The organism is Micromonospora sp. NPDC050397 (assembly GCF_044901685.1).
GTDB lineage: Bacteria > Actinomycetota > Actinomycetes > Mycobacteriales > Micromonosporaceae > Micromonospora_G.
This window is the reverse complement of the sequence record NZ_JBJDPS010000007.1, coordinates 14,982-36,436: the sequence shown is the minus strand read 5'-3', so window position 1 is coordinate 36,436 and position 21,455 is coordinate 14,982. Positions and strand designations below refer to the sequence as shown.

The 21,455-nt window shown below is 70.2% G+C and carries 21 protein-coding genes; 5 read left to right on the top strand and 16 right to left on the bottom strand.

The features are described 5' to 3' along the window. Positions 1-8: 8 nt before the first annotated feature. Positions 9-1,616 carry a phospholipid carrier-dependent glycosyltransferase gene (locus ACI2K4_RS23265; RefSeq protein ID WP_404514124.1) on the bottom strand — a complete coding sequence of 536 codons (1,608 nt, stop codon included), beginning with the start codon at positions 1,614-1,616 and terminating at the stop codon, positions 9-11. Positions 1,617-1,810: 194 nt separating this feature from the next. On the opposite strand from ACI2K4_RS23265, the gene ACI2K4_RS23260 reads away from it, so the two are divergent. Further along, on the top strand, positions 1,811-2,707 hold the full coding sequence (locus ACI2K4_RS23260; protein WP_404514123.1) for a neutral zinc metallopeptidase: 897 nt from the start codon (positions 1,811-1,813) through the stop codon (positions 2,705-2,707). A 69-nt stretch (positions 2,708-2,776) separates the two neighbouring features. Here the strand turns inward: ACI2K4_RS23260 and ACI2K4_RS23255 are convergent, their stop codons facing one another. The 6 genes from ACI2K4_RS23255 to ACI2K4_RS23230 all read right to left on the bottom strand — a co-directional run bounded on the left by ACI2K4_RS23255 (position 2,777) and on the right by ACI2K4_RS23230 (position 9,058). Further along, positions 2,777-3,988 carry a carbohydrate-binding protein gene (locus ACI2K4_RS23255; protein WP_404514121.1) on the bottom strand — a complete coding sequence of 404 codons (1,212 nt, stop codon included), beginning with the start codon at positions 3,986-3,988 and terminating at the stop codon, positions 2,777-2,779. Between the two features lie 130 nt (positions 3,989-4,118). Further along, positions 4,119-5,012: a carbohydrate ABC transporter permease gene (locus tag ACI2K4_RS23250; protein WP_404514120.1), complete on the bottom strand. Its 894-nt coding sequence runs from the start codon at positions 5,010-5,012 to the stop codon at positions 4,119-4,121. After that, on the bottom strand, positions 5,009-5,926 hold the full coding sequence (locus tag ACI2K4_RS23245) for a carbohydrate ABC transporter permease (protein WP_404514396.1): 918 nt from the start codon (positions 5,924-5,926) through the stop codon (positions 5,009-5,011). Before ACI2K4_RS23245 ends, ACI2K4_RS23250 begins: the two co-directional genes overlap by 4 nt. Before the next feature lie 16 nt (positions 5,927-5,942). Beyond that, positions 5,943-7,364 carry an N-acetylglucosamine/diacetylchitobiose ABC transporter substrate-binding protein gene (ngcE, locus tag ACI2K4_RS23240; RefSeq protein WP_404514119.1) on the bottom strand — a complete coding sequence of 474 codons (1,422 nt, stop codon included), beginning with the start codon at positions 7,362-7,364 and terminating at the stop codon, positions 5,943-5,945. A gap of 21 nt (positions 7,365-7,385) precedes the next feature. After that, complete coding sequence (locus ACI2K4_RS23235) at positions 7,386-8,144, bottom strand: sugar isomerase domain-containing protein (protein WP_404514117.1); 759 nt, start codon at positions 8,142-8,144, stop codon at positions 7,386-7,388. Further along, a complete protein-coding gene (locus ACI2K4_RS23230; protein ID WP_404514116.1) occupies positions 8,141-9,058 on the bottom strand; it encodes a MurR/RpiR family transcriptional regulator in 918 nt (305 codons plus the stop codon). The genes ACI2K4_RS23235 and ACI2K4_RS23230 overlap by 4 nt, the downstream gene beginning before the upstream one ends. Positions 9,059-9,186: 128 nt before the next feature. On the opposite strand from ACI2K4_RS23230, the gene ACI2K4_RS23225 reads away from it, so the two are divergent. Then, on the top strand, positions 9,187-10,134 hold the full coding sequence (locus ACI2K4_RS23225; RefSeq protein WP_404514115.1) for an N-acetylglucosamine kinase: 948 nt from the start codon (positions 9,187-9,189) through the stop codon (positions 10,132-10,134). Between the two features lie 32 nt (positions 10,135-10,166). Here ACI2K4_RS23225 and ACI2K4_RS23220 read toward each other — a convergent pair whose 3' ends face one another. From ACI2K4_RS23220 to ACI2K4_RS23200, 5 genes are all read right to left on the bottom strand, one after another. Then, complete coding sequence (locus ACI2K4_RS23220; protein WP_404514114.1) at positions 10,167-10,691, bottom strand: gamma carbonic anhydrase family protein; 525 nt, start codon at positions 10,689-10,691, stop codon at positions 10,167-10,169. Next, positions 10,688-11,029 (bottom strand): hypothetical protein, encoded by a 342-nt coding sequence (locus ACI2K4_RS23215; protein WP_404514113.1) that lies wholly within the window; start codon positions 11,027-11,029, stop codon positions 10,688-10,690. Before ACI2K4_RS23215 ends, ACI2K4_RS23220 begins: the two co-directional genes overlap by 4 nt. A gap of 92 nt (positions 11,030-11,121) precedes the next feature. Beyond that, on the bottom strand, positions 11,122-11,454 hold the full coding sequence (locus tag ACI2K4_RS23210) for a putative quinol monooxygenase (RefSeq protein WP_404514112.1): 333 nt from the start codon (positions 11,452-11,454) through the stop codon (positions 11,122-11,124). A gap of 128 nt (positions 11,455-11,582) precedes the next feature. Next, positions 11,583-11,921, bottom strand: coding sequence for a hypothetical protein (locus tag ACI2K4_RS23205; RefSeq protein WP_404514110.1), 339 nt, complete (start codon positions 11,919-11,921; stop codon positions 11,583-11,585). A 438-nt stretch (positions 11,922-12,359) separates the two neighbouring features. Then, entirely contained in the window at positions 12,360-12,524 is a 165-nt protein-coding gene (locus ACI2K4_RS23200; RefSeq protein WP_404514109.1) for a hypothetical protein, read from the bottom strand. A 112-nt stretch (positions 12,525-12,636) separates the two neighbouring features. Between ACI2K4_RS23200 and ACI2K4_RS23195 the strand changes: the two genes are divergently transcribed. Next, positions 12,637-13,392 carry a hypothetical protein gene (locus ACI2K4_RS23195; protein ID WP_404514108.1) on the top strand — a complete coding sequence of 252 codons (756 nt, stop codon included), beginning with the start codon at positions 12,637-12,639 and terminating at the stop codon, positions 13,390-13,392. A 150-nt stretch (positions 13,393-13,542) separates the two neighbouring features. Here the strand turns inward: ACI2K4_RS23195 and ACI2K4_RS23190 are convergent, their stop codons facing one another. Then, positions 13,543-15,258, bottom strand: coding sequence for a dihydroxy-acid dehydratase (locus ACI2K4_RS23190; protein WP_404514107.1), 1,716 nt, complete (start codon positions 15,256-15,258; stop codon positions 13,543-13,545). Between the two features lie 115 nt (positions 15,259-15,373). On the opposite strand from ACI2K4_RS23190, the gene ACI2K4_RS23185 reads away from it, so the two are divergent. Together ACI2K4_RS23185 and ACI2K4_RS23180 are read left to right on the top strand one after the other, a co-directional pair. Continuing rightward, positions 15,374-16,387: a zinc-binding dehydrogenase gene (locus tag ACI2K4_RS23185; protein WP_404514106.1), complete on the top strand. Its 1,014-nt coding sequence runs from the start codon at positions 15,374-15,376 to the stop codon at positions 16,385-16,387. Positions 16,388-16,527: 140 nt separating this feature from the next. Next, positions 16,528-17,283: a hypothetical protein gene (locus ACI2K4_RS23180; protein WP_404514105.1), complete on the top strand. Its 756-nt coding sequence runs from the start codon at positions 16,528-16,530 to the stop codon at positions 17,281-17,283. 90 nt (positions 17,284-17,373) lie between these two features. Here the strand turns inward: ACI2K4_RS23180 and mmsB are convergent, their stop codons facing one another. From mmsB to chvE, 3 genes are all read right to left on the bottom strand, one after another. Next, positions 17,374-18,642 (bottom strand): multiple monosaccharide ABC transporter permease, encoded by a 1,269-nt coding sequence (gene mmsB, locus ACI2K4_RS23175; RefSeq protein WP_404514104.1) that lies wholly within the window; start codon positions 18,640-18,642, stop codon positions 17,374-17,376. A gap of 6 nt (positions 18,643-18,648) precedes the next feature. Further along, positions 18,649-20,181: a multiple monosaccharide ABC transporter ATP-binding protein gene (gene mmsA / locus ACI2K4_RS23170; RefSeq protein WP_404514103.1), complete on the bottom strand. Its 1,533-nt coding sequence runs from the start codon at positions 20,179-20,181 to the stop codon at positions 18,649-18,651. Positions 20,182-20,286: 105 nt separating this feature from the next. Continuing rightward, a complete protein-coding gene (chvE, locus tag ACI2K4_RS23165) occupies positions 20,287-21,414 on the bottom strand; it encodes a multiple monosaccharide ABC transporter substrate-binding protein (protein WP_404514102.1) in 1,128 nt (375 codons plus the stop codon). Positions 21,415-21,455: the final 41 nt, after the last annotated feature.

Here is a 21,455-nt window from a genome sequence, read left to right as displayed (position 1 = left end):
GGCCAGCGTCACCCGGTGGGCGTCACCGAGCCGTCACCCCGCGACCCGACCGACGACGACGGCCCGAGCGGCTGCGGCGACGATGAGTCGGGCAACTCCGACGGCGATGAGTCGGGCAACTCCGACGGCGAGCGGTCGGGCAGCGGCGGGGTGGATCCGGTGGCCGGCGCGGCGACGTGTCGGACCGCCCGGAACCGTCGCCAGGCCAACGCGGCGCCGATCAGCCCGAGCGGGAGCGACGGGACCGTGTAACGGGGATCGATCGCGGAGGTCGCGACACTCGCCACGATCATGCCGAAGGAGAGCACCACCAGGGCCAACGGGTCGAGCCATTCCCGCAGGCTCGACGCCCTCGGGCGGTGACAACCGAGCAGGAGCACCAGCAGGAAACAGAGTGCCACCAGGGTCGCCGGTACGGTCGCCACCTCGGAGTAGCCGTGCAGCGGGTTCATCAGCGGGTGCTCGTGTTCCCTGGCCGGTCCGGCGTAGCGGCGTTTGGCCGGGTCGTCCGGCGCGATGTACTGCGAGCAGGAGGTCGGGTCGTCCGGCGCCGGGAAGTCCCAGACGCTCGCCACACAGGCGACGCGCTCGTTCGGGTAGGGGCCGGGTCGCACCGTACGCCAGGTTTCGAGGGCGGCCATGCCGAGGAAGTCACCGGGTTGGCCCAGGATCGCCTTGCGGGCGAAGGTGCCGAACACCGCGTCCGGCATGGCGGCGAACTCCTTCTTGCTGCCCGGCCCCCAGAGGTAGAGGTCCGGCGGCAGGCGCTGGCCGAGCGGTTGGTCCGGGCAGAGCAGGCGTTCCTCGTCGGTCAGGTCGAGCTGGTCGCAGTCGACGAAGGTCATCGTGCGGGACCAGAGGAAGCGCGATCCGCCGGAGCCGAACGAGTACTGCCCGTGAAAGCTGTGGTACCAGACCAGGTAGCCGCCGAGCGAGACGGCGACGACGGCCACGAACACCCCGGCCCGGCGCCAGTCCACCCGGCGCAGGAGCAGGTAGAGCACCGGCACCGCCAGCGCCGCCAGCCCGATCGACCGGGTCGTCGCCGCCCACGAGAACGCCACCCCGGCGATCAGGACGGCGGGCCAGCCGGGGGTCCGGCGCCAGGTCAGGGCCAGCATGCCGAGCACCAGCAGGGCGGTGAACAGGGTCTCGGCGAGCAGGTAGTGCTCGACCGCCACCGTACGGGCGTCCAGCAGCAGCGGCGTCGCGGCGAGCGCGCCGACCAGCCGGGAGACACCGCGACGCCGCAGGAACACGTACGCGGCGACCACCATGGCGAGCCCCGTGAGGTGCTGGATCACGATGATCGCCCGAACCGAGTGCAGGTCCACCAGCATGCTCAGGAAGAGGCTGTAGCCGTACGGTCGGACCGTGGAGGGTTCTCCGAGGTAGGCCAGCGCCAGGTAACTCTGGCTGTCGCCCTGGTACCAGAGCGCCGGGTCGTACCCGACGACGACGAGCAGTCGCAGCACCGTACCGGCCAGCAGCAGCAGGAGAAACGCCCAGTGTCGGCGGAACAGGTGGCGGAGCTGTCCGGGCAGGCGTACGGCGTGGGCGCGGGCCCGGTCACGAAGGTCGCGCGGACCCCCGGCGGACGGGGCGACCGTGACCATCACTGCGGCTCTCGGTTCGGGACGGGCGCCGAATGCATCGGCGGAACTTAGCACGTCATCCGCGACGAGGAGCAGCCTCTGATTACCGATCTGGCTCGCGGGGTATCGCATCGCCAGCCGGGACCGTGGCGGCAGCACAGCGCGCGACGGTCCGGCCACGTCAACGAACGACGCCCCGTCGGACTGGAGTCGACATGGAGCTGAACGAGAACGCGGAGATCGACACGAGCCAGGTGGAGGACCGTCGTGGGTCGGGCGGGCTGGGCGGGATCTCCCTCGGCGGCGGCGGAGGTCTGGTCGGTCTGGTCGTCACCGTGCTGGTCGCGCTGGTGGGTGGCGGGTTCGGGCTCAACGCGCTGACCAACGGTGGGGACGGGCAGGGCGACAACACCGCCATCGAGGAGCGGTGCTCGGCCGACGACGCGCTGCGGCAACTCGACTGCCGCAACACGCTGTACGTCAACTCGATCCAGGCGTGGTGGCAGCGGGCCCTGCCGGAGTCCTTCGGCAAGACGTACACCGCCTCCGACACGGTCTTCTTCGAGCAGGCGGTCAACACCGGCTGCGGGGCGGCCGACTCCGGCGTCGGCCCGTTCTACTGCCCCGCGGACGACAAGGTCTACATCGACCTGAGCTTCTACCAGCAACTGGCCGACCAACTCGGCGCACCGGGCCAGTTCGCCCAACCGTACGTGCTGGCCCACGAGTACGGGCACCACGTACAGGACCTGCTCGGCACCGAGGCGCAGCTACGGCGGCAGCAGGCCCGCGACCCGGGACAGGCCAACGAACTCTCGGTGGCGCTGGAGCTCCAGGCGGACTGCTACGCGGGCGCTTGGGCGAAGAACGCCACCGGCACGGCCGACGCCTCCGGCCAGAAGATCTTCACCAGCATCACCGACCGGGACATCCAGGAGGGGCTGGACACCGCCTCGGCGATCGGCGACGACGCCATCCAGCAGCGCTCCGGCGGGCAGATCGACGAGTCGTCGTTCACCCACGGCAGCTCCGCCCAGCGCCAGGAGTGGTTCAAGCGCGGCTACGACACCGGCGACCCCAAGTCCTGCGACACCTTCGCCGCCGGGCGCTGAGGTGTAAGGAAGGGCCCCTTATTAACGCTATGCGTTAATAAGGGGCCCTTCCTTACACCTCAAAGCGGGTCAGCAGCGGCCGAGGTCGCGCCATTGGGCGGTGAGGCCGGGCTCGGAGCCCTGGGTCCACCAGTTGGCCTGCCAGAGGCGGCCGTTGTGCTTCACCCGCGCACCCTCCAGGTAGACGGTGCCCCAGTCCCAGGCCGGTGCCGCCGCACAGTTGGCCGGCGGGGCGGTGGTTGGCGGGGTGGTCGGCGGCCGGGTGGTCGGCGGGGTCGTCGGCGGGCGGGTGGTCGGTGGAGTTGTCGGTGGCCGGGTGGTCGGCGGGGTGGTCGGACAGGCACCGCCGGCACCGACGGTGTCGACGTGGTTGGTGCCCGCCGTCCGGTACGCGGCGACCCGGTTCTTCGCCTCGGCGGTGGTGATCACCTCCCGGTCGGCGTAGTACAGGTAGTCGACCTGCTGGATGTACGTCGCCAGCCCGGTTCCGGTACGCCCGGTCAGGTCGATGAACCACAGGTTGAAGTTGATCGACATCGGGGTCTCCGGGTAGTACCGGTCCCCGTGGTCGGCGACCTGCACACCGTCCACGTAGTACCTGACCCGCCCGTCGGAGACGGTGAAGACCAGGTCGTGCCAGCCGTTGAAGCTGGTCCGCTGTGCGGTGTGGGTGTTGTCGGCCTGCCACGGCTCGTTCTGGTACGTCTCCCAGGTGGTCTGGTAGAAGATCGGCCCCTGCTCGCCCCAGCCGCCGTTCGGCAGGTACTCGAAGTCGATCTCGCCGTAGTTCGGGTCCAGCGGGCGGTCCAGCGGGGTGATGGTGAAGAACGTCTCGACCAGGTGGTCGCCGTCCGGCCCGGAGGTCGGTGCGTCGGTGAACCGGACCCGGCTGGCGTAGGTGCCCTCGAAGAACTTGCGCTGGTGGAAGAACTCGGAGTGGCTGGTGCCGCCGGCCGTACCGTCGGTCTTCGCGGTGAGCTGGAGGACCTTCTGTCCGCCGTCGGTGGGGAAGCTGACGTTCGCCGCCGGCCAGGCCGCGCCGGGCACGCCCGGTCCGCCGGAGTTGGTGCGTACGGTCCAGTTGCGGGCGGCGATGGCCGGGTCGGACGACGACGCGTACGCGAAGTCGTCGAAGAGCACGCCGCAGTTGGCGGCGACGACGGGTGCGGCCGTCGGTGCGGTGCCGGCGGAGGCGGTCGCGGTGAGGCCGGCGATGGTTCCGGCGGCGAGTGCGGCCGCCACGCCGGCCGCGAGACTTCTCGCGGTGGGTCTTGGGGACACGGGGATCTCCTCACGGGGAAGAGGGGTATGGATGGGGCCGGACGACGGTGGTCGGCCGTGCGGTGCCGGGGTCGGGAAGCCGGAGCGGGCGCCACCGCACCGCACCGGGCTCGGGAAGCCGGAGCGGGCGTCAGCGCACCGCACCGGCGGTGAGGCCGGAACGGATCTGACGCTGGAAGAGCACGTACGCGGCGAGGACCGGCAGCATGGCGATGGTGAGCCCGGCGAACAGGCCGCTCCAGTCGCTGCGGTAACCCTGGCTGACCGACAGCGCGGCGAGGCCCTGGGCGAGCACGTACCGGTCCGGATCGGGGTTGAGCACCAGGGGCAGCAGGTACTGGTTCCACAGCCCGAGGAAGTTGAAGATCGCGATGCTGACCAGGCCCGGCCGGGCCAGTGGCAGCATCACCCGGAAGAACACGCCGGAGTGCGAGCAGCCGTCGAGGAAGGCGGCCTCGGCGATCGCTGTCGGCAGGGTCCGGAAGAACGAGTGCAGGAAGAAGACGGTGAACGGCAGCGCGTACGCGCTGTAGACCAGGATCAGGCCGGGGTAGGTGCCGATCAGGCCGAGTTGCTTGACCACGAAGAAGAGCGGCACCAGGGCGAGGAAGACCGGGAACAGGATGCCGGCGACGAAGAGGTAGTAGAGCAGTCGGTTGCCGGGAAAGCTGTACCGGGCCAAGGCGTACGCCAGCAGCGAACCGAGCAGCATGGTGAGCACGAGCGCCCCGCCGACCACGATCGCACTGTTCAGGAAGTAACCGCCGATCGACGCCTGGGTCCAGGCCCGCGACCAGTTGTCGAACTGCGGTTGCGCCGGCAGGGTCCACGGGCTGGTCAGGATCTCCCGGTCGGTCTTGAGCGAGCTGACCACCGCCCAGAGCAGCGGTACGGTGACCAGCACCGCCCAGCCGACGAGGAAGAGGTGCGCGGCCCGGTCGGCGCCCCGCCCCGGTCGCGGCGGCGGACTGCCGGGTCTCGTACCGGCGGCGGTCGGCGCGGGTCGGTCGACAACGGCGGTCACGACAGCTCCACCCGTTCCCGCCGGCTGGCCCGCAACGCGATCGCCGCGAAGGCCAGGGTGAGGAAGAAGAGGGCGACGCCCATCGCGGCGGCGTAACCGAACTTCCCGTACGTGAACGCGCTGCGGTAGAGGCCGAGCCCGATGACCTCGGTGGCGCTGTCCGGGCCACCGGGGCCGACCGTCATGATCTGTACGATCGCGAAGCCGTCCAGCGCCAGCACACCCAGGTAGACGAAGGCGACCTGCACGTTGTCCCAGAGCAGCGGGACGATGATCCGGCGCAGGGTGGCGAACCGGCCGGCGCCGTCGAGCACCGCGGCCTCCAGCACGTCGCGCGGGATCGACTCCATGGCGGCGGAGAAGAGCACCATGTAGAAGCCGACCGACGACCAGACCAGCACCGCCATCACCGCCCAGAGCGCCAGCCCGGGGTCGCCGAGCCAGACCCGGGCCAGCGCGTCCAGTCCGACGGCCCGCAGGAAACCGTTGAGCAGTCCCTCGTTCGGGTGGTAGACGAACTGCCAGAGCATCGCGACGATCGGCAACGAGAGCAACTGCGGGAAGAAGTACGCGATCTTGTAGAATTCCGCGCCCCGGATGCTGGCCAGCGCGGTGCTGCTACGCCGGCCGCCGAAGTTGACCAGCGCGGCGAGCAGCAGCCCGAGCCCGATGGTGGCCAGCGGCACGACCAGCAGCATCAGCCCGTTGTTGCGCAGCGCCGCCAGGAACGACCGGTCACCGAAGAGCCGCTGGTAGTTGTCCAGCCCGACGAAGGCGACCTGCCCCGACACCCCGGTCCAGTCGGTCAGGGAGAGGTAGAACGCCTGCGCGTACGGGGAGAGCACGAAGACCGCGTACAGCAGCAGCCCCGGCAGGATCGCGCCGGCCAGGAACCGGTATTTGCCGTGCCGCATGGCTGCCATCGCCGGACTACCGGCTGTACTTGGCGACGGTGGTGTCCTTGGCGATCCCGTCGGCCGCCTGCTGGATCCGGTCGGCCCACTGCGCCGGGGTGACCCGGCGGGTGGCCAGTTCACCGGTGGCGTCGTCGACCGCCTTGGCCAGCGGGGCGTACCAGGTGCGGAACCGGTACGTGAAGGTGTTCGCCCCGGCGGCCTGGACGGCGGAACGGACCGAGCCGAGTCCGGTGCTGACGGTGAGCCCGTCGGTGGCACCGGCGACGCTGGGCAGGGTGCTGTTCAGCTCGGCGAACTTGCGGGCGGCCGGCTGGGAGAAGAGGATCCGGAGGAACTCCAGTCCACCGCGCGGGTTCTTGGCCTTCGCCGGCACCAGGAACGACTCGCTGCTGGACGCGAGCAGCGCACCGTACGGCAGCTTGTCGCCGGCCCCGAGGGTGGGCACCGCGCCCATCACCATGTCGAAGCCGTCCGGGGTGATGCCCTTCTGCTCGGCCTCCAGCCACGACCCGCACGGGATGATCGCGGCCTTCCCCTGTGACCAGGCGGCCTGGGACTCCGTGTGCGACAGCGCCTCGGACCCGGGGAGCAGGTAACCGCGCCCGGCAAGCTCGGCGATCGCCCCGGCGGCGTCGAGCAGTGGCTGCTGCTTCCACGCCCCGGGTTGCAGGTTGTCGACCGACTTGACCAGGTCCGGGCCGCCCGCCTTGGCGGCCATGGCCAGCAGCGGGTCGTTCAGGTACTCCGGGTACTTGCCCTGGTAGGTCCAGGGCGCGACGCCGGCCTTCTTGATCTCCGCGCAGAGGGCGAGCATCGCCTCCCAGGTGGTCGGGTAGGTCCAGCCGTGCCGGTCGAAGAGGGCCTTCGAATACCAGAGGCCCCAGGCGGTGTACGTGAAGTTGAGCGAGTAGACCTTGCCGTCGAGCGTGCCGTCCTCGACCACCCCGGGCAGCAGGGTGTCGCGTACCTTGCGGGCCGGGTCGTCGAGCGAGGGGGCGTCGAGCAGTTCGGTCAGGTCGGTGAGCTTGCCGGCGGAGACCAGGGTGGCGAGGTCCAGCCGGCCGGCGCCGGTGTTGTCGACCACGTCCGGCGGGGTGTCGGCGACGAACCTCGGTTGCAGCGCCTCGCCGACCTTCTGAATACCCTTGTGGTCGATCGTCGCGCCGGGATACCGCTGCTGGTAGAGCGCTTCGGCGTTGGTGGCGTAGGCGTCGCCGTACCCGCCCTTGAAGATGACCACCTCGAGCGGGGTCTTGTCCGGTACGCCGAGCGGGTTCTCCGCGCTGGTCCGGCCCTTGGCACTGGTGGAACCGTCGTCGTCGCCACCACTGGTCACGCACCCGGTCAGCACCGGGGCGGCCAGGCCGATGGTGGCGGCCTGTAACACGCTGCGTCGACTGGGACGGCGTACGACCCGGGTGGAAGAGGGATCCATGGTCGGCGGCCTCGCCTTCTGTTAGGCGGTGCGTCGGATACGCCCGGCGTACCGCGCCTCGAGTTCGTTGTTGTGGGTGTCTCCCCCGGGCACGTTCGCCGACAAATAAATCGGCGGGGTCTGACCGGCGGCGAGCAGGTCCGCGACGACCTCGGTGACGATCTGCTGCGCCAGCAGGGCACCGGTGATCGACGAGATGGCCCCGACGGCACCGCCGCCGGGGATGGTCAGGGCGGCGTCGCCGTACGGTGCGCCGTTGTCGAGCACCACGTCGGCGATGTCGGCCAGCCGCCGCCCGGACGGGTGTCGGGACTCCACCCGCGCGGTGTGGTCCAGCGAGGTGATTCCGATCAGCCGGTGGCCCCGCTCCTTGGCCAGCAGGGCGAACTCGACGATGACGCCGTTGACGCCCGAGTTGCTGGTGAGCACGAAGACGTCGTCCGGCTTGACCGGCGCCAGTTCGTAGAGCCGGTGGGCCACCGCCGGGTCCCGTTCGAGCAGCGGGTTGTCGAGTACGGCGCGGTCGGCGCCGCCGTAGAGCACCAGGTCGCGCAGGGCGATCCGGTTGGTCGGCACCAGTCCCCCGGCCCGGCCGGCGATCTCCATCGAGAGCGCCTCGGAGTGGCCGCAGCCGAACGCCTGCACCACGCCACCCTGGTCGAGCGCGTGGGTGATCAGGTCGGCGGCGGCCCGTACGTTCTCGGCCTGGGTCTGCGCGACCCGGCCGATCGCGGCGGTGACGGCGGTCAGGTAGGCCGGTGCGCTGATGGTGGTGGTCATGACCCCTCCGTGGATTTGACGCGTCGACGGGTCGCCCGGTGCGACTCGTCCGGCAGTCGGTGCGCGTCGACGGCGCGCGCCGTGACCTCGAACGCCTCGGTGGTGCGCTGGTACGTCCGCTGCGCCACCGCGACGTAGATCAGGTCCAGCACCAGCAGTTGTGAGTGCAGGGCGGAGAGCGCGGCCAGCCGGAACGTCGTCTCCTGTACGGCGGTGGTCATCACCACGTCGGCGACCTCGGCCAGCGGCGAGCGGGGGAAGGAGGTGACCGCGACGGTGAGCGCGCCGTGGTCGGCGGCCTCGGCGAGCACCTCGATCACCTCACGGGTACGCCCACTGTGCGACAGTCCGATCGCTACGTCACCCGGACCGAGCAGGGCGGCGTTGGTCAGCGCGGCGTGCGCGTCCGCGCGGTGCCAGACCGGGATGCGGATGCGCTCCAGCCGGAAGGCCATCTCCCGGGCGGCGTTGCCGGAGCTGCCGAAGCCGAACAGGTCGACCCGCTGGGCCTGCGCGACGGCAGCGGCGACCCGGTCGACGGCGGCGAGGTCGACCTGACCGGCGGTGTCCTGGATGGCCCGCGCGTCGGCGCTCGCGACCACTTCGAGCAGGTGGTCGAGCGGGTCGTCGGGGCCGATCTCGCGGTCGATGTCGGTGTCCCACCTCGCCTGGGCGGCCCGGCCGGTCTCGGTGGCGATGGCGACCCGCAACTGCGCGTAGCCGCGATATCCGAAGACCCGGCAGAACCGGGTCACCGTGGCGGTGGAGGTGCCGGCCCGCTCGGCCAGGTCGATGATCGTCGCTCGGGCGGCCTCCTCCGGGGCGATCAGGATCTGCTCGGCGACCCGCTGCAACGCGACCGGCAACGCACTCAGCTCGGTGCGCACCCGGCCCAGCAGCCCGCTCTCCTCCATCAACATTCCTTTCACCGTTGCGTGTTGGTGAGAAAAACTATGACCACAGTGGCCATGGAGTCAATAGCTTTAACTTTTTCGATCCGTACCCCTTGTGGTGGGTCCCCGCCGACCCGCACCATCGGCACGTGACCACTCCGCTCGTCCTCGGCGCCGACGCCGGGGGCACCGCCACCCGCGTCGTCGTCGCCACCCTGGACGGCCGGATCGTCGGCCGGGGCCGGGCGAGCGCCGGCAACCCGGTCGCCACCGACCCGGCGCGGACGGCCACGGCGCTCGGCGCGGCGATCCGGGACGCGCTCGCCGGACACGACCCCGGCCGGGTCGCGGGTGGCGTCGTCGGACTCGCCGGGGTGTCCCGGCTGGCCGACCCCGAGGTCGCCGAGGGGTACGCGCGCCGCTGGAGCCGCGCCGGCCTGAGCTGCCCGATCCAGCCGGTCGGCGACGCGCTGGTGGCGTTCGCGGCCGGTGCGCCGGCCGACACCGGAACCGTGCTGATCGCCGGCACCGGCGCGGTCGCCGCCGTGCTGGACCGGGGCACGATCGGGCCGATCGCGGACGGGCTGGGCTGGTTGCTCGGCGACGAGGGGTCCGGTTACTGGCTCGGCCTCGCCTCGGTCCGGGCCACCGCGCGAGCGCTCTACCGGGGCCGACCGTCGGCGCCCGGGTCGCTCGGCGCGACCGTCTGCGCGCAGGTCGGCGCGACCGAACCGGACGACTTCGTGACCCGGGTCTACCAGCTCGACCGGGACCGGATCGCGGCGCTCGCACCGGTCGTGGCAAGCTGCGCGCGCACCGGGGACCCGACCGCCGCCGACATCGTCCGTACGGCCGCCCGACGGCTCGCCGACACCCTGCTCTCGCTGCACCCGGCCCCCGGGCCGGTGGTGCTCGCGGGCGGTGTCCTGACCGGGATCCCGGAGATCCGCACCGCCGTGCAACAACGGCTCGTCACCGAACTGGGCCGCCCCGGCCTGCTCGCGGGCGACGGCGCGGCCGGCGCCGCCTGGCTCGCCACCCGACTGGTCGCACCGGACAGCGACCCGGCCATCCACGCCCGGCTACTCGCCGGCTGAGCCGGGTTACCCGCGCCCGGCTACTCGCCGGCTCAGCTCGTCCTCGGCCGGGCCGAGGTCGCGTGCGAGCGGCTTCGCCGCACGTACCGCTCGGCGGTGCCGCGCAGGTCGGCCCGCTCGGCCTCGGTCAACTCGCGCCGGACCTTGGCCGGCACGCCCGCGACCAGCGAACCGGGCGGGACCACGGTTCCGGCCAGCACCACCGCACCGGCGGCGACCAGCGAGCCGGCTCCGATCACGGCGCCGTTGAGCACCACCGCACCCATGCCGACCAGGGCGCCGTCGGCCACCGAACAGCCGTGCAGCACGGCCCGATGGCCGACCGACACCCCGACGCCGACCGTGACCGGGAAGCCCGGATCGGCGTGCACCACGCAGCCGTCCTGGATGTTGCTCCCGGCCCCGATGGTGATCTGCTCGGTGTCGCCGCGCAGGACCGAGCCGTACCAGACACTGGCGTCGGCGGCCAGCCGGACCGAACCGATCACCGTGCTGCCCGGCGCCACCCAGGCGCTCGGATCGATCTCGGGCCGGCGGTCCTCGTAGTCAGCGATCATCGGCGCACCTCCGGCCACCCGTGGTCGAAGACCGGATACCGGTCCACCCGTTCCTGGTTCCCGCCGTCCGGCAGAGCCGACCCGTACCAGGTCGCGGCGTCCAGGCCGACCGAGCCGTCGTCCTCGCGGTCGTCGACCCACCGGGGCGCCCACTCGACCCGGAACGCGTGACCGAGCTGCACGGCCACCGCGTACGCGACCTCGGGTACGTCGGCGAGCTCGATCGTCTCACCGCGCAGCGCCAGTTGGGCGTGCAACTCGTTCGCGATGGCGTTGCGGAGGCGACCCAGTTCGACGGGGATGTCGTCGGCCCCGTCCGCACCGGGGAAACTGCTCATGGACGTCACCGTCGGTCTCCCCGTGCGCCGCCGTCAACCCTGTCGTTGCCTTTCCCACAGGGCCTTCCCACGCCCGGCGGCGCTGTGCCCGGTCAGTCGCGCTGGGGTACGGCCATCTCGCCGAGGAGCGACCAGTCGTCCTGCTCGATGGTGGTGTTGACGATCCGGGGCGTCTCGGCCAGGTGCGCGGGGAGCGTCCGCTGGGCCGTACGGAAGTGCTCGGAGCCGACGTGCGCCGCGCCGGCCTCGCCGTCACGGAACGCCTCCACCAGGACGTACTCGGTGGGGTCGTCGATGCTGCGGGACCAGTCGAACCAGAGGCAGCCCGGCTCGGCACGGGTCGCCCGGGTGAAATCACCGGCGATGTCGGGCCACTGGTCGGCGTACTCCGGCAGGATCCGGAACTTCGCGGTAATGAAGATCATCCTGATCTCTCCCCGGTTGGGCGCGACGCACGGGCGGGACCACCACGCACCCGCCAAATTCTAGTACGCCGACCGCCCACATGATCTTCCCCGCACCCACCCGGCGAGGGACTCGGCCAGGAGCGGAGTCAGCGCATCCGACGCTCGGGGTGGTTCCGGTTCCAGATCCGCATCCGCTCCGGGTAGCCGACCCGGGCCGCCTCGTACATTGGCACCGCGCTGCGGTGGGCCAGCCGGGCGGCGGTACGCGGTGAGCCGGTCCGCCGCCGGATCCACTCGCCGTCGTCGGCGATGGCGACCACGGTCGTGTCGGTGGCGGTGGTCTCGGGTTCGAGGTACAACTCCACGCCCCGCCGGCTGGCGATGAACGCCTCCAGCGCGGCGAGATCATCGCGGGTCGCCTCGCGGTCGAGCTTCGTCGGGGTGTGATCGTCGGCGGTGGGCCGCCGCCGGGACAGCCAGCGCATGACGTGCCCCCTCTCCTACCGGTCGCGATTGTCGCCGGAGTGCCCGACGCCACCGTTCCATTGGAGCACTCCGCGCCGGGAGAAAACTTGGGAAAACCTGTGCCCGAGTTGTGAACCGCAACCTGTCGGCAGGTCATGCACTTAGCGAGACTTGCCCCCCACACCCTGAGTCGTTGGCCCAGGTGAGGCCGATCACAGCGACGTCATCTCCAGCATGAATCAACTCGATCGGCAGGCAGGTAACACCACCCGGTGACCAGAATTCAATCGCCGACGTGTGCCTCTTGTTACAGGCCCGAAAGGTTCCCGAGCCATGTGGTACTCCCGTTAGATCTGTCGAGAAAGAGGGATTACCGGGCCACTCCTGTTCAAAAGTCGACGGATCGCCTCCGCGCGCGAACGGCGGCTCCGGCCCGTCAGCCCCGACCGGTAGCACAATCAGGAGGGATACAACGCCTTGCAGTTCACGAAACGTTGGCAACAGATCGTTGTGGCTTCCGCAGCGGCGATCGCCACGGTATTTGCCGTCGCGCCGCCCGCCTCGGCCGACACGCCGAACGCATGGTCCACCGTCGGCCAGTTCAGGAACGTCAGGTCGAACATCTCACCGAGCCAGGCGACCTACAACGACGGCTGCTGCGACCACCTGGTCACGGCGTACCTCTCGAACAACGGAGACCACCAGGTCTACATCCATCGGGACGACGATTTCCCGATGTCGGTACCCGGAGCGACCTCATTGACGGCACCCACCGTCGTCACCTGGCGCAACATCCCGTACGTGATCTACGCGGGCCTGGACAACCGGATCAACTACGCGTACCCGACGGACACGAGACGGATGACGGGCTGGGCCCACGGTCTGTTCCCCGACACGACCCCCGTGCCGATCGCGGCCACCGAAATCAACGACGGCCAGTTGCTGCTTGCCTACACCGGATTCAGCAACACGGTCTACACCCTCGTCATACACCCCGGCGGCGGGTGGTACCAGCGGACGACCGTCCTTGGATCGGAAGGCGCCACCAGCTACGCCCCCGCTCTCGCGACGCTCAGGCAGGTGAGCGGCGACTACCGGACCGCCATGCTGGCAATGAGGGTGACCTCCGGGCAGGTCGGAGTTTCGTACATCAAGATAGACAACAACAGTGTGGTGACCAACCAGTGGTGGTACATCCCAAATTCGCGCAACTTCGGGACCGGCTTCAACATTCTCGGCGCCCCCACACTGATGGCACGCGGAGACGAACTCCGGCTCGGCGGACGCGAACTCGGGTCGAAGCTGGTCTATCTCGGGGGTACGGTGAGCCAAACTCCCGGGACGGCGTTCACGAGCTGGGGTGACTGGACCTGGCAGCCCGGGTTCCCCGATCAGTGGAACATGAAGGTCGATCCCCGTTTCGCGCTCATCCACGGCCAACTCCGCGCACTCTACGCCGACAATATGATCTTCACCGCGAACATCATCTAGCCGGCTCCCAAGAGCCGTGGACAAGTGATCCCGGACGGTCGGAAGGTTCCCCGACCGCGCCGCCGACACTGATGCGCGACCTGGAGCGGGGACCGGGAAGGTTCGGCAACGGAACCCTTCCCGGTCCCCGTTCCGATGGCGGTGGTGTTCTCAGTGGGACTCGCGGGCGACCCGGTCGCCGCTGGCCCCGATCAGGAAGTCGAGGTCCGCGCCGGTGTCGGCCTGTCGGACGGTGTCCACGTAGAGCCGTTCCCAGCCGCGTTTCGGGGCCGCGAACGCCGCGACGGTCGCCGGCTCCGGCGCCCGTTGCTCCCACTCCTGCGGCGGCACGTCGACGTCGAGGCGACGCGCGTCCACGTCGAGCACGATCATGTCTCCGGTACGGACCCGGGCCAACGGCCCACCGGCCGCCGCCTCCGGCGCGACGTGCAATACCACGGTGCCGTACGCGGTGCCGCTCATCCGGCCGTCGCAGACCCGGACCATGTCGCGTACGCCGGCACGCAACAGTTTTGCCGGCAGCGGCAGGTTCGCCACCTCCGGCATGCCCGGATAACCTCGCGGTCCACACCCCCGGAGCACCAGCACCGAATCGGCGTCGACATCGAGGTCCGGGTCGTCGATCCGGGCGTGCAGGTCCTCGATCGAGTCGAAGACCACCGCCCGGCCCCGGTGCGACAGCAGTTCGGGTGATGCCGCCGCGGGCTTGATGATGGCGCCGGACGGGGCGAGGTTGCCGTGCAGCACCGCGATCCCGGCGTGCGGGAGCAGCGGCTGTTCGCGTACCCGGATCACCTCGTGGTCGAAGATGTGGGCGTCGTCGAGGTAGTCGACGAGCGGGCGCCCGGTGACCGTCAGCGCCTCCGGGTCGAGCAGGTCGCGGACCTCGCGCAGCACGGCGAGCAGACCGCCGGCCCGGTGCAGGTCGTCCATCAGGAACCGACCGGCCGGCTGGAGGTCGACCAGCAACGGCACCTCCGCGCCGGTACGGTCGAAGTCGTCCTGGGTCAGCTCGACCCCGAGCCGGCCGGCGACGGCCAGCAGGTGGACGACCGCGTTGGTGGAGCCGCCGATCGCGGCCAGCGCGACGATCGCGTTCAGGAACGAAGCACGGGTGAGCACTCCACTCGGGCGACGTTCGGCCGCGACCAGCTCGACCGCGAGCCGCCCCGCGTCGTGCGCGCCCTGTAGCAGACGACTGTCCGGTGCCGGGGTGCCGGCCAGGCCGGGCAGGGTCATGCCGAGGGCCTCGGTGACCAGCGCCATCGTGGACGCGGTGCCCATCGTGTTGCAGTGTCCCCGGCTGCGGATCATGGACGACTCGGAACGCATGAACTGCTCCTCCGAGAGGGTGCCAGCGCGCACCTCCTCGGAGAGCTTCCACACGTCGGTGCCGCAGCCGAGGGCCACGCCCCGGAAGGTGCCGGTCAGCATCGGGCCGCCGGGCACCACCACGGCCGGCAGGTCGACCGAGGCGGCGGCCATCAGCAGGGCCGGAATGGTCTTGTCGCAACCGCCGAGCAGGACGACCCCGTCGATCGGGTTCGCCCGCAGCATCTCCTCGGTCGCCATCGCGGCCATGTTCCGCCACAGCATCGCGGTCGGACGTACCTGTGTCTCGCCGAGCGACACCACCGGCAGGTTCAACGGGATGCCGCCGGCGGCGTACACGCCCTGCTTGACGCTCTGGGCCAGTTCGTCCAGATGACTGTTGCACGGGGTCAGGTCGGAGGCGCTGTTCGCGATGGCGATGTGCGGGCGACCGTCGAAGGCGTTCGCCGGCAGGCCCCGTCGCATCCAGGCGCGGTGGATGTAGGCGTTGCGGTCGGTCCCGGCGTACCACTGCGCGCTGCGCTGTCCCGACATGTGCCCGCCTTCCCATCACTGGAACACCAGCCTAGGATCTGGACGTGGCCGAGGCTACCGCAAGATCAGGCCCGGCGACCCGACACCGCGAGTCCACCCGTCACGGGTGCGTCGGGTGAGGGCCTTCGTGGTCACCGGTCCAGGTCGCGGCTCGGTCGAGGACGTCGAGCCGCCCGAGGCCGGGGCGGGCCAGGTGGTGGTCGACGTGGCCCGGGTCGGGGTCTGCGGGACCGACGTCGAGTTCTTCACCGGCGAGATGGCCTACCTGCACCAGGGGTACGCGAGTTATCCGATCCGGCTCGGGCACGAGTGGTGCGGCACGGTGGCCTCGGTCGGGCGCGACGTCGACCCCGCCTGGCTCGGCCGCCGGGTCACCGGTGACACGATGCTCGGCTGCGGGCACTGCCGACGCTGCCTCGCCGGGGGTGGGCACGTCTGCGCGGACCGCTCCGAGATCGGCATCAGGGGCGGCTTCGCCGGGGCACTGGCCGAGCGGTTGGCGGTGCCGGTCACCGCGCTGCACGCCCTGCCCGACACGGTGGACGACACGGCCGGCGCGTTGGTGGAGCCGGGCGGCAACGCGCTGCGTTCGGTACGAGGTGCCGCGCTGACCCCTGGCGACCGGTTGCTGGTCCTCGGGCCGGGCACGATCGGGCTGCTGGTGGCCGAGTTCGCCCGGACCGAGGGCGCCGAGGTGCACGTGGTGGGCACCTCGGCCCGGTCGCTGGACTTCGCCCGTACCCGGGGCTTCTCCGGGGTGTGGCCGGACGGCCGGATTCCCGCGCTGCCCTGGGACGCGGTGGTCGACGCGTCGAACGACCCGGCGGTGCCCGCCCTCGCCCTCGACCTGGTCGAACCGGGCGGCCGGATCGTCTACGTCGGCCTCTCGGGGACACCGAGCCGGATCGACACCCGGACGCTGGCGCTCAAGGACGTGACGGCGGTCGGCATCCTCGGTGCCTCGGCCGGGCTGGCCGGCACCATCGCCCGGTACGCCGACGCGGCGGTCGATCCCCGACCGCTCGTCGCCGCCACCGTCGGTCTCGACGAGGTGGGTGGGGTGCTCGCCGGCCGGCTGCCGGACAACGCCGGCCCCGGTCCAAAGGTGCACGTCGACCCACGCCGCTGAGAATCGGGGCGGACCCGGAAACGGACGGCCCGGCACACCACGGCACAGCACCCACCACCGGTCCGGGCGGTCGCGAGCCGTCGGGATTAGCGCCGGGGCGTACGGGTAAACGCCGATCCTCACCAGGCGGGAGGGATCAGATGTCCGAACGACATACCGTGTTGCGCTCGATGCACGATCTGGGGCTGGCGGCCTGGTTCGGCGGTTCGCTGATGGGCGCGGTCGGGGTCAACAGCGCGGCGGCGCGGGTGGACGACTCGACCCAGCGGCTCGGGGTCGCCTCGGCCGGCTGGGCCAGGTGGACCCCGGTCAACGCCGCCGCGATCGGGGCACACGTGGCCGGTGCGGCGGGCGAACTGGTGACCGAGAGCCCACGGGTGATCGCCCAGTCCGGGGTGGGCCGGATGAGCCTGGTCAAGACCGGGCTCACCGTCGCGGCGCTGGCGGTGACCGGCTACAGCCGGATGCTCGGGATGAAGCTGCAACGGGCCGGCGGTGCGCCGGTCGAGGGAACCACCGAGCCCAGCCGTGAGACACCGGGTCAGATCGCGTCGAGCCAGCGACAACTCCGGGTGCTCCAGTGGGCGATTCCCGCGCTCACCGGTGCGCTGATCGTGGTCACCGCGCTCGCCGGGGAGCAGCAGAAGCCCGGCCAGGTGGCCCGGGGGATGCTGCACCGGGCCGTCAGCCTGCGCCGCCGGTCCGGCGCCACCGGGTACGCCGTCAAGGCGATGCGTCTTCTGCCCGGTGCCGTGGGGCAGGTGCCGGCCGCGATGCGGCACGTACCCGGCGCGATGCGGCACGTACCGGGGGGCCTGCAACAGGCGGCGAAGGGCATGGGTGGGCTGACGGCCGTACGGTCGGCCGTGCACGGCCTGGCGATGCTCCGACGCTGAACGGCCGCCGGGGCCGGTCCCCGGAGCAGGAACGCCGACGGCGGTCGGTGCCGGTTCGGCACCGACCGCCGTTCTCGGCGTAGCGGTGGGTCAGCGGCCGGAGAGGCCGGCGCGCCGCTTGGTCCAGACGTCGAACGCCACCGCGGCGAGCAGCACGATGCCCTTGACCAGCATCACCCGCTCGCTCGGCGCGCCGATCAGCGACATCCCGTTGTTGATCACACCCATGATCAGGCCACCGGTGATGGCACCGACCACCTTGCCCACACCACCCTGGACCGCCGCGCCACCGATGAAGGCGGCCGCGATCGCGTCGAGTTCGAAGGAGGTGCCGGCGGTCGGCCCGGCCTGGTTGAGCCGGCCGGCGAAGATGACCCCGGCGAGCGCCGCGAGCACACCCATGTTGACGAAGATCCAGAAGATCACCGACTTGACCTTTACGCCGGAGAGCGTCGCGGCCTGGAGGTTGCCGCCGACGGCGTAGATCTGCCGGCCGAAGACCGCCCGGTTGGTCAGCAGCGAGTACGCCAGGACCAGCACCGCCAGGAGCACCAGCACCCAGGGCAGGTTCTTGAACCGGGCGAGCTGCACCACCACGGCCAGCACCACGGCCGCCGCCGCGATGATCTTCAGCAGGAAGATCGGCATCGGCTCGACGGTCTGCTGGTAGCCGAGGCGGGCCTTGCGGGTACGCCACTGGGTGCCGGCGATGCCGACCACCGCGACCAGCCCGACCAGGAGGCTGAACAGGTCCGCGCCGCCGAGTGGCCCGAGGCCGATGTTGCCGAAGTAGCCGCTGGTGAAGCCGTTGGAGAGGGTCCGCACCTGCTCCGGGAACGGCCCGATTCCCTGGTTGCCCAGGACCGTCAGGGTCAGCGCCCGGAACAGCAGCATGCCGGCGAGCGTGACGATGAAGGCGGGGATGCCGAAGTAGGCGATCCAGTAACCCTGCCAGGCCCCGATCAGCCCACCGACGACAAGCGTGATCAGCAGGGCCAGCGGCCAGGGCACATCGTGGTTGACCATCAGCACCGCGGCGATCGCGCCGCTCATCGCGACGACCGAGCCGACCGAGAGGTCGATGTGCCCGGCGATGATGATCAGGATCATCCCGATCGCGAGGATCAGGATGTACGAGTTCTGCACGATGATGTTTGATATGTTCTGCGGTTGCAGAAGATCGCCACCGGTGAGCACCGAGAACAACACGATGATCAGGGCGAACGCGACGTAGATGCCGCTCTGCCGGAGGTTCAGCGAGAATCGACGCAGTGGCTTACCGTCCGGTGGCCTCGGGTCGCCGACGCCCACCGAGGCACCGGCACCGGCATCGGCGCTCGCGGGTGCGATGCTGCTCATCGGGGTCTACTCCTGTTCCTTGGTCATGTACTGCATGAGTCGTTCCTGGCTGGCTTCCGCCCGACTGACCTCACCGGTGACCCGTCCCGCCGACAGGGCGTAGACCCGGTCGCAGAGGCCGAGCAGCTCCGGCAGCTCGGACGAGATGACCAGCACCGCCTTGCCCTCATCGGCGAGCCGGTTGATGATCGAGTAGATCTCGTACTTGGCACCCACGTCGATGCCCCGGGTCGGCTCGTCGAGGATCAGTACGTCCGGATCGGTGAAGATCCACTTGGACAGCACGACCTTCTGCTGGTTGCCGCCGCTGAGCTTGCCGGTGATGCTCGCCACGCTCGGGGCCTTGATGTTCATGCTGGCCCGGAAGTCGTCGGCGACCCGGTACTCCTCGTTCTCGTTGACCCAGCCGCGCCGGGCGAGCTTGCGCAGGGCGGCGGCGGAGACGTTGCGCTTGATGTCGTCGATCAGGTTGAGCCCGTACCGCTTGCGGTCCTCGGTCACGTACGCGATCCCGTGCCGGATGGCGTCGCGTACCGAGCGCAGCTCGATCTCCTTGCCGTCCTTGATGATCCGACCCGAGATGTCCTTGCCGTACGAGCGGCCGAAGACACTCATCGCCAGCTCGGTACGGCCGGCGCCCATCAGTCCGGCCAGCCCGACGATCTCGCCCCGACGCAGGGTCAGGTTGGCGTTGGAGACCACCACCCGACCACGCTGGGTCGGGCTGTGTACGGTCCAGTCCTCGATCCGCAGAACCTCCTCGCCGACGTTCGACTCGTGCGGCGGGAAGCGGTTCTCCAGCGCCCGGCCGACCATCCCGGAGATGATCCGGCCCTCGGAGACGTCCTCGACGGACGGATCGAGGGTCTCGATCGAGCGCCCGTCGCGCAGGATCGTGATCCGGTCCGCGATCGCCCTGACCTCGTTGAGCTTGTGCGAGATGATCACCGAGGTGATGCCCTCGTCGCGCAGCCCACGCAGCAGGTCGAGCAGGTGGGCGGAGTCGTCGTCGTTCAGCGCCGCGGTCGGCTCGTCGAGGATCAGCAGCCGTACCTTCTTGGAGAGCGCCTTGGCGATCTCGACGAGCTGCTGCTTGCCCACGCCGAGGTCGAGCACCGGCGTCACCGGGTTCTCGTCCAGCCCCACCCGGCGCAGCAGCAGCCCGGCCTCGTGGTTGGTCCGGTTCCAGTCGATCAGCCCTCGGGTGGACAGCTCGTTGCCGAGGAAGATGTTCTCGGCGATCGAGAGCTGCTGGGCCAGCGCCAACTCCTGGTGGATGATGGCGATGCCGACCTGCTCGCTCTGCCGGATGTCGGCGAACCTGCACAGCTCGCCGTCGAAGTAGATCTCACCCTCGTACGACCCGTGCGGGTAGACGCCCGAGAGCACCTTCATCAAAGTCGACTTGCCCGCGCCGTTCTCGCCGCAGATCGCGTGGATCTCGCCCCGGCGTACGGACAGGTTGACGTCCTGGAGCGCCTTGACCCCGGGGAACGTCTTGGTGATCCCGCTCATCCGCAGGATGTTGTCGTCGGTCATGCCTGCTGTCCCTCCGGGCAGTGCTGGTCCGCCGTAACCACGTCGCCCCGCCGGTGCCGCCGCCCGGCCCCGTGACGGGACCCGGCGGCGGCACCGGCGATCGGACTACTTGAGCTGGTCGGCGGTGTAGAAGCCGGTGTCGACCAGGGCCTTCTGGTAGTTGGCCTTGTCCACCACGACCGGCTGGAGCAGGAACGACGGGACGACCTTGTTGCCGTTGTCGTAGTCGGTGGTGTTGTTCACCTCGGGCTTGCCGCCCTTGAGCACGGCGTCGGCCATCTTGACGGTCACGTCGGCGAGCTGCGCGGTGTCCTTGTAGACGGTCGAGTACTGCTCACCCGCGATGATCGACTTCACCGAGGCCAGCTCCGCGTCCTGCCCGGTCACGACCGGGTACGGCTGACCCGCGGTGCCGTAACCGCTGGTCTTGAGCGCGGAGAGGATACCGATCGACAGACCGTCGTACGGCGAGAGCACGCCCTGCACCTTGGTGCCGCCGCTGTACGTCTTGGCCAGCAGGTCCTCCATCCGCCGCTGCGCGGTGGACGGGTCCCAGCGCAGGATGGCCACGGTCTTGAAGTCCTTCTGACCGCTCTTCACCACCAGCGTGCCCTTGTCGACGTACGGCTGGAGGATCGACATCGCGCCGTTGAAGAAGAAGGTGGCGTTGTTGTCGTCCGGCGAGCCGGCGAAGAGCTCGATGTTGAACGGGCCCTTGGCGTCGCCGTCGGTGCCGTCGGCCTTCTTCAGGCCCAGGCCGGTCAGGAGCGAGGTGGCCTGCTCGACGCCGACCTTGAAGTTGTCGAAGGTGGCGTAGTAGTCCACGTTCGGGCTGTTGCGGATCAGGCGGTCGTAGGAGATGACCGGGATCTTCTTGTCCCCGGCCTCCTGCAACTGGGTGGTCAGCGCGGTGCCGTCGATCGAGGCCACGATCAGCAGCTTGGCGCCCTTGGTGATCTGGTTCTCGATCTGGTTGACCTGCGTCGGGATGTCGTTCTCGGCGTACTGCAGGTCGACCTTGTAACCCAGCTTCTCCAGGGCGGCCTTGACGTTGTCGCCGTCGTGGATCCACCGCTCCGAGGAGCGGGTCGGCATGGTCACGCCGACCAGGGCACCGCTGTTGTCGCCGCCCTCGCCGGCCTGGTCGACCGTCTTGGTGCTTGAGCCGCAGGCCGCAAGGGCAGCGGCGAGCGTGATGGCGCCAGCCACCGACGCGAGCCGTACGAACCTCATGTTCTCTCCTTTGAGTACAGAGCCTTCTGTTTCAGGTGCCG

Excerpts from the sequence above, each read along its gene's own strand:
- ACI2K4_RS23215 (WP_404514113.1), bottom strand. The coding sequence starts at position 11,029 with ATGAGCAGTTTCCCCGGTGCGGACGGGGCCGACGACATCCCCGTCGAA.
- ACI2K4_RS23195 (WP_404514108.1), top strand. The coding sequence starts at position 12,637 with ATGTCGGTACCCGGAGCGACCTCATTGACGGCACCCACCGTCGTCACC.
- ACI2K4_RS23245 (WP_404514396.1), bottom strand. The coding sequence starts at position 5,926 with ATGCGGCACGGCAAATACCGGTTCCTGGCCGGCGCGATCCTGCCGGGG.
- ACI2K4_RS23190 (WP_404514107.1), bottom strand. The coding sequence starts at position 15,258 with ATGTCGGGACAGCGCAGCGCGCAGTGGTACGCCGGGACCGACCGCAAC.
- chvE (WP_404514102.1), bottom strand. The coding sequence starts at position 21,414 with ATGAGGTTCGTACGGCTCGCGTCGGTGGCTGGCGCCATCACGCTCGCC.
- mmsA (WP_404514103.1), bottom strand. The coding sequence starts at position 20,181 with ATGACCGACGACAACATCCTGCGGATGAGCGGGATCACCAAGACGTTC.
- ACI2K4_RS23265 (WP_404514124.1), bottom strand. The coding sequence starts at position 1,616 with ATGGTCACGGTCGCCCCGTCCGCCGGGGGTCCGCGCGACCTTCGTGAC.
- ACI2K4_RS23205 (WP_404514110.1), bottom strand. The coding sequence starts at position 11,921 with ATGCGCTGGCTGTCCCGGCGGCGGCCCACCGCCGACGATCACACCCCG.
- ACI2K4_RS23230 (WP_404514116.1), bottom strand. The coding sequence starts at position 9,058 with ATGGAGGAGAGCGGGCTGCTGGGCCGGGTGCGCACCGAGCTGAGTGCG.
- ACI2K4_RS23180 (WP_404514105.1), top strand. The coding sequence starts at position 16,528 with ATGTCCGAACGACATACCGTGTTGCGCTCGATGCACGATCTGGGGCTG.
- ACI2K4_RS23260 (WP_404514123.1), top strand. The coding sequence starts at position 1,811 with ATGGAGCTGAACGAGAACGCGGAGATCGACACGAGCCAGGTGGAGGAC.
- ACI2K4_RS23220 (WP_404514114.1), bottom strand. The coding sequence starts at position 10,691 with ATGATCGCTGACTACGAGGACCGCCGGCCCGAGATCGATCCGAGCGCC.
- mmsB (WP_404514104.1), bottom strand. The coding sequence starts at position 18,642 with ATGAGCAGCATCGCACCCGCGAGCGCCGATGCCGGTGCCGGTGCCTCG.
- ACI2K4_RS23200 (WP_404514109.1), bottom strand. The coding sequence starts at position 12,524 with ATGTTCGACCTGACGTTCCTGAACTGGCCGACGGTGGACCATGCGTTC.
- ngcE (WP_404514119.1), bottom strand. The coding sequence starts at position 7,364 with ATGGATCCCTCTTCCACCCGGGTCGTACGCCGTCCCAGTCGACGCAGC.
- ACI2K4_RS23210 (WP_404514112.1), bottom strand. The coding sequence starts at position 11,454 with ATGATCTTCATTACCGCGAAGTTCCGGATCCTGCCGGAGTACGCCGAC.
- ACI2K4_RS23235 (WP_404514117.1), bottom strand. The coding sequence starts at position 8,144 with ATGACCACCACCATCAGCGCACCGGCCTACCTGACCGCCGTCACCGCC.